The sequence below is a fragment of the Ornithinibacillus bavariensis genome (assembly GCF_018333235.1).
In the GTDB taxonomy this organism is placed as follows: Bacteria; Bacillota; Bacilli; order Bacillales; family Amphibacillaceae; genus Ornithinibacillus; species Ornithinibacillus bavariensis.
The window spans coordinates 266,035-279,498 of sequence record NZ_BORP01000004.1 but is presented as its reverse complement, the minus strand read 5'-3'; the positions used below and the strand labels follow the sequence as shown (position 1 = coordinate 279,498).

The 13,464-nt window shown below is 35.2% G+C and carries 13 protein-coding genes; 7 read left to right on the top strand and 6 right to left on the bottom strand.

All coding sequences use genetic code 11. The annotated features are described in order from the left end of the window. Positions 1-47: 47 nt before the first annotated feature. The 5 genes from KI338_RS12025 to sspI form a co-directional block, all read right to left on the bottom strand. Entirely contained in the window at positions 48-719 is a 672-nt protein-coding gene (locus tag KI338_RS12025) for an ABC transporter ATP-binding protein (RefSeq protein ID WP_212921238.1), read from the bottom strand. Further along, the gene (locus tag KI338_RS12020; RefSeq protein WP_212921237.1) at positions 712-1,845 is read right to left on the bottom strand and encodes an ABC transporter permease; all 1,134 of its coding nucleotides are present in this window, start codon (positions 1,843-1,845) and stop codon (positions 712-714) included. The genes KI338_RS12025 and KI338_RS12020 overlap by 8 nt, the downstream gene beginning before the upstream one ends. Then, positions 1,838-3,064, bottom strand: a complete 1,227-nt coding sequence (locus tag KI338_RS12015; RefSeq protein WP_212921236.1) for an ABC transporter permease — start codon at positions 3,062-3,064, stop codon at positions 1,838-1,840. Before KI338_RS12015 ends, KI338_RS12020 begins: the two co-directional genes overlap by 8 nt. Positions 3,065-3,094: 30 nt before the next feature. Next, positions 3,095-4,681 (bottom strand): DUF6583 family protein, encoded by a 1,587-nt coding sequence (locus KI338_RS12010; RefSeq protein ID WP_212921235.1) that lies wholly within the window; start codon positions 4,679-4,681, stop codon positions 3,095-3,097. Positions 4,682-5,002: 321 nt separating this feature from the next. After that, positions 5,003-5,224, bottom strand: a complete 222-nt coding sequence (gene sspI, locus KI338_RS12005; RefSeq protein WP_212921234.1) for a small acid-soluble spore protein SspI — start codon at positions 5,222-5,224, stop codon at positions 5,003-5,005. Positions 5,225-5,323: 99 nt separating this feature from the next. Here sspI and KI338_RS12000 point away from each other — a divergent pair, with 99 nt between their 5' ends. From KI338_RS12000 to KI338_RS11980, 5 genes are all read left to right on the top strand, one after another. Beyond that, positions 5,324-6,061 (top strand): TrmH family RNA methyltransferase, encoded by a 738-nt coding sequence (locus KI338_RS12000; RefSeq protein ID WP_212921309.1) that lies wholly within the window; start codon positions 5,324-5,326, stop codon positions 6,059-6,061. A gap of 357 nt (positions 6,062-6,418) precedes the next feature. After that, on the top strand, positions 6,419-7,453 hold the full coding sequence (pheS, locus tag KI338_RS11995; protein ID WP_212921233.1) for a phenylalanine--tRNA ligase subunit alpha: 1,035 nt from the start codon (positions 6,419-6,421) through the stop codon (positions 7,451-7,453). A gap of 15 nt (positions 7,454-7,468) precedes the next feature. Then, positions 7,469-9,895, top strand: coding sequence for a phenylalanine--tRNA ligase subunit beta (gene pheT, locus KI338_RS11990; protein ID WP_212921232.1), 2,427 nt, complete (start codon positions 7,469-7,471; stop codon positions 9,893-9,895). Positions 9,896-10,128: 233 nt separating this feature from the next. After that, a complete protein-coding gene (locus KI338_RS11985) occupies positions 10,129-10,473 on the top strand; it encodes a DUF6176 family protein (RefSeq protein ID WP_212921231.1) in 345 nt (114 codons plus the stop codon). Between the two features lie 23 nt (positions 10,474-10,496). Then, the gene (locus KI338_RS11980; RefSeq protein WP_212921230.1) at positions 10,497-11,366 is read left to right on the top strand and encodes a GNAT family N-acetyltransferase; all 870 of its coding nucleotides are present in this window, start codon (positions 10,497-10,499) and stop codon (positions 11,364-11,366) included. A 130-nt stretch (positions 11,367-11,496) separates the two neighbouring features. Here the strand turns inward: KI338_RS11980 and rnhC are convergent, their stop codons facing one another. Continuing rightward, complete coding sequence (gene rnhC / locus KI338_RS11975) at positions 11,497-12,426, bottom strand: ribonuclease HIII (protein WP_212921229.1); 930 nt, start codon at positions 12,424-12,426, stop codon at positions 11,497-11,499. A 180-nt stretch (positions 12,427-12,606) separates the two neighbouring features. Between rnhC and zapA the strand changes: the two genes are divergently transcribed. Continuing rightward, a complete protein-coding gene (zapA, locus tag KI338_RS11970; RefSeq protein WP_212921228.1) occupies positions 12,607-12,870 on the top strand; it encodes a cell division protein ZapA in 264 nt (87 codons plus the stop codon). A gap of 7 nt (positions 12,871-12,877) precedes the next feature. Beyond that, entirely contained in the window at positions 12,878-13,432 is a 555-nt protein-coding gene (locus tag KI338_RS11965) for a CvpA family protein (RefSeq protein ID WP_212921227.1), read from the top strand. Positions 13,433-13,464 lie beyond the last annotated feature (32 nt).

Genomic DNA, 13,464 nt, shown 5'->3' with positions numbered 1-13,464 from the left:
CCCTTAATTTCTCTACTACTATTCTACTATATATCATTGATAAAATGCTAGACCGAAATTATTTCTTTTCCAGATTTGCGTAAGAGTTCTTCGTAGAATCGATCATTTCCAATACAAAGGATTCGATCACATAGCTCACGTATTTCGTCCATATCATGAGAGGTATAAACAATGATTCGGTTAAATTCTTTTGCTTGTTTCCATAGATAAGTCCCAATTTCTTTTTTCGATTTTAAATCAATTCCTACAGTAGGCTCGTCTAATAATAATACTTTGGGATCATGAATTAACGTAATCGCTAGGTTTAACTTACGTTTCATTCCGCCCGATAATGTTTTTACTGGCTCATCCCATTTGTTGAGATTCATGTCAAGACATAATTGCTTCAATTGTACTTCCGACTTCGATTGATAGGATAGCTTTTCAAAGAAATGCATGTTTTCCCTTACACTTAGCTCATCCCAAATAGCGATATCCTGAGGAACGAATCCAATATGTTTTCGAATTTCTTTTTTGTCTTTTCCGTATGTTAATGAATCTAATGAAATAGTGCCCTTATCTGGACTATCAATAGTAGCTAGCAGTCTTAATAGAGTTGATTTGCCAGCGCCATTTTCACCGACCAATCCAATAATCTCTCCAGGATGAATCTGAAAAGAGAGTTGATGGAGAACCTGATTTTTTGCATAGCGCTTTGACAAAGAATCTACCTTAAGCATTGAATCTCTCCTTTCTGAACAGGGTAATCAGTACTAAAAAGATACTAATAACTCCCCAAATTATAGTGATTTTACCGGCAAGAAATTCGTGTAATGGATTAATTTGTGTTAATAATCGTGTTTTTGGTATAAATCCTTCAATAGGGAGGATAGTGCCACTTATAATTGCAATGATTAATGCTAGTAATATAGTAACAGTATAGAATGTGCCTTTGGAGCGAAAACAATTGGCAATGCTGAAGGCAAGTCCTGTCATCATAATTCGAAAACTCAATATATGTATTACTAACGGAACGGACACAAATTCATGTAAAAGTACCGTGAATAAGGTTATAGCAAGTAAATCAAACAGCAAAAACAGTAGGAGATATAGGCATATATTTTGAAAATAGTAGGAAGCTCTCGATATTCTCAAAAATGAAAATCGTGTCGTAACAGTCATCGATTTTTCTTGTATCACCCAATCCGATAAAAATAATGTAGTGATAAAACTTATAATTGCCCATAGACCCCAAGTATTCCATGCTATTAATGGCGTATTTTCCACTTGTTGTTCTGAATGATAATAACGAAAAGCTGTATTTAATAAATTTTCATCTTGTTGAATCTCCTTGCTTTTTTCGGAAATTTCATCCCATGTCCAGGACGCTTGTCCATTATATTGTTCATTCATGTCCAAGATAAAATGTGCTGCTTTAGCACGACCTGTTTCTTCTTGAACAAGGGATACAATCATTTCCTTTACTGGTGCATAAGCAAGGGACAAGTCTGTTTGATAGCTGGATATAATATTATTTCGTTTTCCTTTCAAAATAGAGCTTTCATACCCATCATGGATGACAAAAACACTGTCTAAATCATGTTTCTCTAATTGATAGATTGCTTCTTCTTCCGTAAGAGTATATACCTGTACAAGATTAGAAGCTTTAACTTTTTCCATAAGCGCATGAGCTAAGGCAGAATCATCCTCTACTACTAATCCAATCGGTATACGGGAATCTTCTTGAATCGAATTAGTCATCGTTATGATAAGAATCGTTCCTATGATAGGCAGTATTAACCAAAGTAGCATGGAAAAGGGTCTTTTTTTCCACAATAGAAAACGTGCATATAACATATCATTCATTTCTCACACGCTCCTTTACAAACGATGCCCCTATTAGTAGTAAAAAGCCGACTACCAACGTTAAAATTATGGGAATGAATTCTACATAATTCCGTCCATTAAGCATGATTTCTTCTAACCAGTAAAAAACTTGATTGGAAAAAATAAACGGAAGGATGTCTTGAATATACAATGGTAAATATATAGCTGGTATTAATGATCCGCTGGCAAGAAGTAGGAGGCTGGTCACAAGAATTTGTACGGTTAGCCGTAGCATCTGTGAGGGCACGATAGCTTCTATTAACGCCAAGAAGGATAATAAAGTAAGATTATATAACACGATGAACAGAATTAGTTTTCCATAACTAGCTGTGTTCATGGAAATAGATAGTGAATAATTTAATCCGATAAATAACAGTACACCTAGTAAACTAGTTATTAAGACAGTAACTATAATTCTTGCGACTATTTGCTGAAAATCTGTAACACCATAAAGTGACATTCGTGTTTGTAGTTCATTTGATGCCTCTTTATAAAGGAATAGATAGACCATTACTGTCCACATCGTGATAACAAAGAACGCTCCTGCAATGCCAAAATATTTTATTGGTGAAGTGGTGGAATTATTGGTTAATTTGTTTTGATCCAGTAATTGGTCCTTCCCGATTGCATAAAGCAAAAATTCATTAAACTGTGCTAACACAATTTCATTTCTAGTTTTCGTATCAAGATCTAATTGTTTAGCAAAATGGTTAATCGTTAAAATATTCGCCTGTGACGCACTAATATGTCGAGCAGCACTATCAACTAAACCTTTAATAAGAAAACTTTCAAGCTGACGATTCGGATTCCCTACAACTGTAACAACTACCGATTCTCCGTAATAGAGTTTTTTTGTAAATGACTCTGGAAAAAGTATGTAAGACACGAATTCATCCTTCTCTATAGCTGTTTGTGCTTTCTGTTCAGAAGTTTGCTTCATATGTATGAAATCACCGAGCTGTGATGATTGTTCAAGTAGGCTGACCACCATCTCAGTTTCTGCTGTTTGATCTAGGTCTACCAATCCAATTTGCAATGGATTTTCTTCTAAATTGGAAAAATAGGAGACGATAATAACAGTAACCAGTCCGATTAAAAGGAATGGAAAAAGTAAAAGAAGAGGAAGTGAAAGCCACTTCCTCCTGAGTTGCAAGAAATTATATTTGGTGAATAATGGGACAAACTTCAGGAATTGCATTAAGTTCACCTGCTTTATAAAAACATTTGATTAAAATCCAAAACCGAAAACACTCATTAGCCACTCCTCAAATTGAGGGTAAACTTCATTTTCAAAGTATGTCATCATTTCTTCATAGCTCATACTACCGACATCTTTTACATCTTCTTCTTTTGGTAGTTTGATAGAATCTTTAACGGTTGATTCATTATCAATAAATAGGGTAACTAAATCCTTTTCAAAGTCATCACCTGCAACAGTAATTTCATGCTTAGAGTTCATCTTGTCACCATCGTATTCTGAGTTCCCAGTCCAGAATAGTTCAAGTGTATACCCAGTAGGTTCAACAAAGGAGAATGTTCGATCAAAGTCTCGTTTGTTTTTCTTCAGGCTTTCATCCGTTTTATAGCTAAGTTCCATATCTGCAACAGATACTTTGATAGAATCCTTAATCTTTCCATCATTATTTGCAAGTGTTCCTTCAAGTGTTAATGCTTGATCAACGTCATCATAAACAAAACCAAAGTCATATTCAAATGCTAATTCTTTGCTATCTTGGTTTAAATGACCCTTAATATATAATGTGAGAAGATCATCCTCAGATGGTCCAAATTCTATAGAGAGATCGCGTTTCACAATAATATCCTTTTTCACCCAAATAGTGGAAGTGAATCCGTCTGGTATTACAAAATCATCTAAGCCATTTATTGCTTCTTCTATAGCCGTATTGTAAGCCTCCTCAAAGTCTTCTTTCGAGATGGTTAGATCAGAATTTTCTGCAAAAACAAATGGACCAGAACCTTGTTGTACAGCATATTCATGGATAATTTCTTTTAAACGCTTATCCTTAGCCATTTTTTCTAATGTATCGGATAATAATGATTTTACTTCTTTTTCAGTTAAATGAAATGTAATCTTCTCTGTATCTACATTATCACTACCAATTTTTACAGTTTCTTTAGTAGATTTAAACGCTTCTTCTGGAATTGCATTATAAATAAATTTTCCGTACTCTTCCTCTATATATTTTAAATCCTTTTCAGGAAGAACGTTTCCTTCAAATAGCATGCTAAAGTCGATTTTTTCTTCACCTGTAAAGGTAGTAGGATCAACCTGCTGCATCACTTTACCAAAATCTTCACCTTTAAGCTGAAGTACCTCTTTTAAAAACGGTAGACCTAACATCATGCTGTCAGAAGTAAGAAAGAAATTCACACCATCAATTTCAAAATTACCGAAGCTTCCAGCAATTTCTGCTGTAGCAATCTTTTCTTTACGATCTACACCACTTTTAATGGATAACGTAGAATTATTAAGTATTTGGTCTGGGGTAATCGGGCCAGAGCTAGGTAGTTGCATATTCATCTCTGCGGACACTTTATAAGTGTTTTCTACTGGCTTTTCAAGTGATTTTTCTGCCCATTCTAGCTCAGGTGCATAGCGTTCTTTCATTTGTTCTGCATACATATTCATGGTTTCTTTTTCTGAAAGAAAGTACTTTGTTTTTAACGAATTATCTAACAGTACAAATGCAGCAACACTTCCACCAACTAGTAAAATTGCAGCTGCAATAATTATCGCTAGTAATTTGTTGAACCCCTTCTTTTTGACTTGAACATCTTGATTGTTTACTTCCATCGTAATCCCCTTTCGATAATAACCTTTGTACTAGTTTATTAATTCAGTAAGGTTATATCACATAAAAATAAATATAATACAACAATTGTATATCATCAAGATGTGAAACAGTCAACGAATTTTTAAAAGGAAGAAAATTATAAAATGATGTAAAATACCTATCTATCTTTTTATTGAATAGGTATTTAGTCTTGATGTTTTAAACTTAATCGACATAATTTAACTAAAAAATAGGAAATGTGGCTTCCAAAAAGTTTGCTGAGTCTTTAGACTCATTTTTTAAAAAAGATGAGGTACCTATTAGGTACCTCCAAATTCTAATTATTCAGATACTGCATTCTTGACACCTTGCTCAAGAGCTTCGATCATTTCTTGTTTTTCAGCGGTATCGGATTGGTTCCAAATTAATTCAAAAAGTACTCCAAGACCTGGTAGCATTTTTTCTTCACCTGACTGAATAGCATCGACTATCGTTGCTTCTAATTGGCTTTGGTCATTGGTGGCAATATTTGATAAGATGGCCTTTCGTAAATTTAAATCCAAAAAAAATCACCCCTTATTAAGATTAAACTATGGATAGTTTGACCAGATTAGGTGTAAATATGTATGATGATGGAAGATAATAGGATAGGAATGAAGAAATTGATAACATCAGTGAAAAATGAAAAAGTAAAAAATTGGCGAAAGCTACATAATAGAAAAGAGCGAACAAAAGCGGGAACATTTTTGATTGAGGGATTTCATTTAATAGAGGAAGCTATTAAAAGTAATTGGGATGTATTGGAGATAATCCTTCAAGAAGATGTTTCATTACCAGCGTGGAAGTGTGATGCACCTACTGTAGAGGTTGCGGAAAATGTTTTCCAGCACATTTCACAAACGAAGACACCACAAGGAATTGCGGCTGTCGTAAGAATGAAAAATAGTCATGAAATAAATGGAAATCTTTATCTTTTACTAGATCGTATTCAAGATCCTGGTAATCTTGGTACGATAATTCGTACTGCAGATGCAGCTGGATTTGATGCAGTAATGCTAGGGGAAGGAACTGTCGATTTATATAATGATAAAGTGATAAGAGCCACACAAGGGTCCTTATTTCATATTCCTATCATTCAAGAAAGCCTACCTACTGAAATTAATAAGCTTAAACAAGAAGGCTTTCGTATATGGGCAAGTGCATTGACCAATTCAAAGGATTTTCATACACTAAAGCCAACTTCGAAGGTAGCACTTATATTAGGAAATGAAGGTGCAGGAATAGAGGGAACAATTTTAGAGCTTGCAGATGAAATTGTGAAGATTCCAATATACGGAAAAGCTGAATCTCTAAATGTAAGCATTGCTGCTGGGATATTAATGTATCATCTAAAAGGATAGGTATTGAAATTATGCAGTATTATCGCTATAATCTATGTTATATGTAAATAGTAAAAAGCAATGAAAGAGCGATTACCAGTTATAAACATGGTTTGACAGGGAGGAATTGCCACAGACTGGAAGCAATTCTACCATGAACTGATTAATCATTCACTCTGGAGCTGACACTTGGACCTGATTAACAGTAAAGGTGTTCCGGATAAAAATCCGTTATCGAAACGTAAGTTGGACACAATCTGTGTCAACAAGGGTGGTACCGCGACCAAAGCCTCGTCCCTTATTTTGGGATAGGGGCTTTTTTGTTTGTTTAAGACGCGAGTCATTTTAATTATTATTTTTTATATGGGAGGTAAAACCATGCAAGAAGAATTAAAAGCCATTCAGGAAGAGGCACTTGCTACATTAGAACAAATTAATGATATGAAAGAATTGCAAGCACTTAAAGTAGCGTATTTAGGTAAAAAAGGTTCCTTAACACAAGTATTACGTGGTATGGGGAAACTTTCACCTGAGGAAAGACCAGTAGTTGGGGAAATTGTTAATCAAGTACGTGAAGCAATTACAAAGGCTATCGATGAAAAAAGTGACCTACTTGAAAAAGCTGCCCTGGAAGAAAAATTAAAGGAAGAATCGATTGATGTGACCTTACCAGGTCGTCCGGTAAAGGTAGGCGGTCCTCATTTATTAACAAAGGTAATTGAAGAGATTGAGGATTTATTTATCGGAATGGGCTATGAAGTACGAGAAGGTCCGGAGGTAGAAACGGATTATTTCAACTTTGAAGCACTAAATTTACCTAAAAACCACCCAGCAAGGGATATGCAGGATTCATTTTATATCACGAATGAACTTTTACTGAGAACACATACTTCTCCAGTACAAGCTCGTACAATGCGTGAATATAAAGGTGAAAAAGGATTTAAAATGATTTGTCCAGGGAAAGTATATCGCCGAGATACCGATGATGCCACACACTCGCACCAATTTACACAAATCGAAGGCTTATATGTCGATAAAGACGTGAAGATGAGTGATTTAAAAGGAGTACTTAATATTTTTGCTAAGAAAATGTTTGGAGAAGACCGTAATATTCGCCTTCGCCCAAGCTTCTTCCCATTTACAGAGCCTTCTGTTGAAATGGATATCTCATGTAAGGTATGTCATGGTGAAGGGTGTTCTGTTTGTAAGGGAACAGGTTGGATTGAAATTTTAGGTGCTGGAATGGTACATCCAAATGTACTAGAAATGGGTGGCTATGATCCTAAAGTTTATTCTGGGTTTGCTTTTGGAATGGGACCTGAGCGTATTGCAATGCTGAAATATGGTGTAAGTGATATTCGTCAGTTCTATTTGAATGATAATCGTTTCTTAAAGCAATTCCATCAAGCGTAAAAGGAGGGTAATTAAATGTTAGTTTCATTAAATTGGTTGAAGGATTATGTAGATATAGATGGTATTACCCCAGAGGAATTAGCGGAAAAGGTTACGAAATCTGGGATTGAAGTAGATAGTGTTGAGTATGTAGCCGAGAAGAGTACAAATGTGGTTATCGGTTATGTGGAATCATGTGAAAAGCATCCGAATGCAGATAAGTTAAACCTTTGTCAGGTTGATGTTGGAGAAGAGAAGCTGCAAATTATTTGCGGAGCACCGAATGTTCGCCAAGGTCAGAAAGTTGCTGTTGCCAAACCAGGAGCTGTATTACCAGGAAACTTCAAAATCAAAAAGGCAAAGCTTCGCGGTGTAGAGTCTAACGGTATGATTTGTTCGTTACAGGAACTTGGCTTTGATGAGAAGCACATCCCTAAAGAGTATGCAGAGGGAATTTATGTTTTTCCAGAAGACACTCCAGTTGGAGAAAGTGTAGCTTCTTATTTAAATTCCAATGATGCTATTTTAGAATTTGACCTTACACCTAACCGTGCAGATTGTTTAAATATGCTTGGTGTTGCTTATGAGGTTGGTGCACTTTTAGATAAACCTGTTAGTCTTCCAAGTGAGAAGGTAAAAACGATCTCAGAAAAGGCATCCGATTATATCTCCATTAAGGTGGAGGATGAGAAGCTAAATCCTTACTATGGAGCTTTTATCATTAAGGATGTAGAAATTAAGCCTTCTCCATTGTGGATGCAAAATTATCTTCTAGCTGCAGGAGTACGTCCAATCAATAATGTTGTGGACATTACAAACTATGTATTAATGGAATATGGACAGCCACTACATGCCTTTGATTATGATAAATTGAACTCCAAGGAAATTGTAGTCCGCCCTGCAAAACAGGCTGAAAAAATTGTTACCTTAGATGATGTAGAGCGAACATTAACTTCGGAAAATCTTGTAATAACAAATGGTAAAGAGCCAATTGCCTTAGCAGGAGTAATGGGTGGAGCAAATACAGAAGTTTCTAGTGAGACGAAAACTATTTTATTAGAAGCTGCCTATTTTGATTCCATCTCCATCCGTAAAACCGTTAAAGCAACAGGTTTACGTAGTGAAGCGAGCACTCGTTATGAAAAAGGGATTGACCCAAATCGCGTGAAACATGCTGGCCTACGAGCATGTCATCTTCTGGAAGCATATGCCGGAGGAAAAGTACTAGAAGGTGTCGTAGAGGCTGATGTGTTGGATCGTTCTGAAAAGGTTGTTGAAATGGATACAGCTACCATTAATAACCGACTTGGAACCGATATTGCATCTGATGAGATAGCTAAAATCCTTGAAAGACTTCAATTTAACTTTGAGCAACAAGGAGAGCATTTTAAAGTGTTTGCACCAACACGTCGTGGTGATATAACAATCTTTGAAGATATGCTAGAAGAAGTAGCTCGAATCTTTGGCTATGATAATCTCCCATATACATTACCAACCGGAACTGCACAAGCTGGTGGCTTAACAAAAAGACAGCACTTACGAAGAGCAGTGAAAAACTATCTAGAGGGTGTAGGTTTATCTGAGACAAGAACCTACTCGCTGACTAGTGAATCATTAATTAACAAGTTAATTAGTCCTGAGATTGAATCATTAAATCCAGAGCCTATAAGCCTTGCTATGCCAATGAGTGAAGATCATAAATTCTTGCGCTTAAGTATCTTGCCAGAGCTATTAAAAACCGTTAGCTATAACCTAGCGAGAAACCAATCCAATATAGCATACTACGAATTAGGTTCAATCTTTATTACAGAGGAAAAAGAACTTACAAAACAACCAAATGAACAATTACGTCTATCGGGTGTTCTTTCTGGTAAATGGTTAGAGCATCTTTGGCAACAAGAAAATAAAAAAGTGGATTTTTATGTTGTAAAAGGTATAGTAGAAGGTTTATTTGACCATTTGGAGCTTGAATTATCCATCCAACAAGCTCAATTACCAGATATGCATCCAGGCCGTACCGCAGGCTTATTAGTAGATGGTGAAAGTATTGGATTTATAGGTCAATTACATCCAGCTTTAGAAAAAGAATTGGATTTAAAAGAAACCTATGTGTTTGATATTAATCTAGAAAAAGTCTTGGAAGTTCATCGTTATGAACCAACATATACAGCAATTCCAAGATACCCTTCGATTACAAGGGATATTGCTTTTATATTGGATGACCAAATAAATGCAGGCGATGTTCAGGCAACTATTGAAGAAGTAGGAGCGCCACTTGTTAAGCAAGTCCATATCTTTGACCTGTATAAAGGAGAGAACCTTCCAAAAGGTAAGAAGTCAGTAGCGTACAGTCTACTATACCAAGATCCAGAACGGACACTTGTTGATGAAGAAGTAGAAGAGTCTTATCAAAAAGTAATTGCAGCAGTTAATGAGAAGTTTAAATCATATCTAAGATCGTAAGTTGATGATAATTTAATATTCAACGTATATGCTCCCCTTTTAGAGAGGCAGATTAAAGGTATAAATCTGGTTGCTAGGAGGGGAGTATTTTTTTGTGACCATTTTATATTTATTGACTAGTATCATATGTTTGAAAATATTAGTAAATATTCTAAGACAATATGATAGAATAGTATAAATTAGAAGCTAAGTAATTATTTACAACAAGAAACTAGATAAAAGGTGGCAGGAGAATGAACGTTGAATTAACTCGGTTTAAAGTGAAAGAAGGTAAAACTGAAAAAGTCGATGAGTGGTTGAAGTTTCTAAATGATAATATGAAGGATGTACTACTCACACTAGAAGATGAAAAAATGTATGTAGAAACGATATTCCGAGAAACCCTGAATGGAGAAGTGTATTTGTACTGGTATTCTGTTCAAGGAGAAGGTGGACAAGCTGTAGAAGAGTCGGAAAGCTGGATTGATAAAAAACATTTACAGTTCTGGGATGAATGCATTGATCCTACCTTTAGACCGGTGGATTTAAATACAGAGGTTGTTATGATACCTGAGAAGGTTAGAAAAGCTATGGATTAAATAATAAACAGAGGAGAAATAATATGGCCACAATATCATTCATGCAAGAAAATAAACTGGAAGCTGTAGCGAATTTTATAGCGGAAATGAACAATAAGGAATCATTTCATATCGGTTATTGTGGAAGGGATAGTACTGAGATAAAGCAATACATAAAGGAAGAAATTCCTTATAATACGAGCTTTATTACTGCTTATGATGGAGGAAAGCTAGTAGGAGTACTAGGATTTGATCCAGATATTGATAGTGGGAATGCAGAAATTTGGGGACCTTTTGCTTTGGCGAATCATTGGAATACAGTAGATGAAATGTGGGAGAAAATGATTGAAATACTACCTAAAAATATAAGCTCAGTTTCTTTATTCCCTAATAAAATGAATAAGCATGTACTAGAATTTGCACAGAAATATCAATTTAACAAAGAAAGTGAAGAGGCAATTTTAGTTTTTGATCGTTCAAATAGTCATCTGCTTCAGGAGGCGTCATTAGAAGAATTAACACCTAAATTTTATGATGCTATGGAACAATTACATGATAAGACATTTCCAGGAACGTATTACTCAGGAAGACAAATTATTGAACGATTAGATGAGTATAAAAAGGTGTTCATACGAAAAGAAAATGAAGAACTAATAGGTTATATTTATGTCGAAGCGGAGCCAGAATTCGGTGATGCAAGTATTGAATTTTTTGGTGTGCTTGAGGATAAGAGAGGCCTGGGAATTGGAGGACAGTTATTAAAAGGTGCCATAAGATGGCTGTTTACCTTTGAAGCAATTGACTCTATAACCCTTTGCGTGAATGTGAATAATGATAATGCTATTCGATTGTATCAAAAGGTAGGATTTAATCTTCAGGATGAGTTGTGTTTTTTTAAAAAGAGGATTCTATAGAATGATAGAATGGGAAAAATAGGTACTTTAAGTAGAATAAAATTATTGATTTTAATGTCATAAAGAATTGTCAATTAGCCAGAATCCAATTGACAATTCTTTAATAGATTAAGTCATATGCTTTTATGAATTACAAATATTGTCTTGCCTTAGCTGTGTTAGCAAAATGTACCTTAGCACAGCTGTCTAATACAGCTTCACCTTTTTCGCGGATAATTCGTGCAATTGTTTGATCAACCTTTTTCGATGCCCCTTTATTCAGTTCAAAACCAATTTGCTCTGATAATTTATCCATTTCCTTCACAAAGCTTGCTCGTGCAATAATAGATCCTGCTGCAACGGCTATGGAATAACTCTCTGCTTTAGTCATGAAATAGGTACTCTCTGGGAGTCTTTCATTTTCTGAAGCAATATGTTTCCGATAAATTCCCGGTTCACAAAATTGATCAATCAAAATTCCTTCATACTCACTAGTTCCTAACTTTTTTAATAATTTTTGAATGGCATGATGATGGAGCATTGCCTTCATCTTTCCTTGTGACCAGCCCTTTCGCTGTAGTGCATTGTATTTCGGATTATGTAAAATTAATAAGGAGTAAGGTAAACGCATTTGTGCCAACTCAGAGGCGATTTTTACTATCGTACTATCTGTTAAATTTTTAGAATCTCTAACTCCTAATTCTTTTAAAAATGGGATTTGTTCCTTCTTTACATAGGTGCATGCCACCGTAATAGGACCAAAATAGTCTCCGGTACCAGCTTCATCGGAACCAATATGGGAAGCTGAAAATAAGGAATTGGGTGGTGAGAAGCTAGATAACACGGGTTCCTTTTTTTTCACAGGCTCCGCTTCATTTAATCCCCCTACCCATTTCGTAATCTCTACCTCAGGGTTACTTCCTTGAAATAATACCTTGCCAGAGCGATATGCAGTAATAACTGCATTCTCAGTCTTTGCACGGAAAATGGACCCTTGAGGAGCTTCTTGTAAATATTTATGATAATAATGTTGCATCGTTTCGATTTTATCTATTGTAAATGTATAGACGTTTTGCGACATCAAAACCGACATCCTTTCTTGTTATATAGACTATAACAAAGTATTTGTAAGAAAGAAAAGTAAAAAAATGTGAAGGAACAGTTTCCTAATTGTTAGGCTTCATGTTAAGATAAAATATAGAAAAAATATGACAGGTCAATAGAAAAGTAGTTATGCTAGTATTAATGGGAGGGACACATAGTGACCCAAAATCACGATAAAACACGGGTAACCGTTGAAATCCGTAATAGATCCTATAAAATTGTTGGAGAAGAAGATGCAAGCCATGTTCGTTTAGTAGCTAGTCTTGTTGATCAAAAAATGCGTGAGATTCAAGAGATGAATCCGCAGCTGGATACTACTAGTCTCGCTGTATTAACCGCTATAAACGCGATGAATGATTATTTAAAACTGAAGGAAGATTATGCAACGATGCTAGGTTCAATAAAGAGAGAAAGAGGATAAAAGACATATGGTTGATTTTATACTTATACTTTTACTACTATTTGGGACCTTAATGGGACTAAAAAGGGGGCTAATTTTACAAGCGGTTCATCTTGTTGGCTTTATTGTTGCGTTTATAGTAGCAGCAATTAATTATGATAAGCTTGCTACGAAATTAGCAATTTGGATACCGTATCCAGATTTAGGGGATGAAAGCCTCTGGGCTAATTTCCTCCAAGCACTTCCAATTAAAGATGCCTTCTATAATGCAATAGCTTTTGCTATAATTTTCTTTGCTGTAAAAATAGTCTTACAGATTATTGCATCAATGATTGATGTAATTGCGTCTTTACCTATCTTGCATTCTATAAATAAGATTGCGGGAGCTATTCTAGGATTTATAGAGATTTATCTTATTCTTTTTGTCTTGCTCTATATTGTCGTATTGACACCTATTGAAATTATACAAGAATGGATTAATAAATCGAATGTAGCATTATTTATTGTCGAGAACACCCCTTATTTCTCGGAAAAAATAAAGGATTTATGGTTTACGCATATTGTGACAATGTTAAAATTATAATTAGATGGCTAATTCATAATACTAGGATTAAT

Bases quoted from the DNA above. Each gene is read 5' to 3' on its own strand.
- KI338_RS12025 (WP_212921238.1), bottom strand. From the start codon at position 719: ATGCTTAAGGTAGATTCTTTGTCAAAGCGCTATGCAAAAAATCAGGTT.
- KI338_RS12020 (WP_212921237.1), bottom strand. From the start codon at position 1,845: ATGAATGATATGTTATATGCACGTTTTCTATTGTGGAAAAAAAGACCC.
- KI338_RS12015 (WP_212921236.1), bottom strand. From the start codon at position 3,064: ATGCAATTCCTGAAGTTTGTCCCATTATTCACCAAATATAATTTCTTG.
- KI338_RS12010 (WP_212921235.1), bottom strand. From the start codon at position 4,681: ATGGAAGTAAACAATCAAGATGTTCAAGTCAAAAAGAAGGGGTTCAAC.
- pheS (WP_212921233.1), top strand. From the start codon at position 6,419: ATGCAAGAAGAATTAAAAGCCATTCAGGAAGAGGCACTTGCTACATTA.
- pheT (WP_212921232.1), top strand. From the start codon at position 7,469: ATGTTAGTTTCATTAAATTGGTTGAAGGATTATGTAGATATAGATGGT.
- KI338_RS11985 (WP_212921231.1), top strand. From the start codon at position 10,129: ATGAACGTTGAATTAACTCGGTTTAAAGTGAAAGAAGGTAAAACTGAA.
- KI338_RS11980 (WP_212921230.1), top strand. From the start codon at position 10,497: ATGGCCACAATATCATTCATGCAAGAAAATAAACTGGAAGCTGTAGCG.
- rnhC (WP_212921229.1), bottom strand. From the start codon at position 12,426: ATGTCGCAAAACGTCTATACATTTACAATAGATAAAATCGAAACGATG.
- KI338_RS11965 (WP_212921227.1), top strand. From the start codon at position 12,878: ATGGTTGATTTTATACTTATACTTTTACTACTATTTGGGACCTTAATG.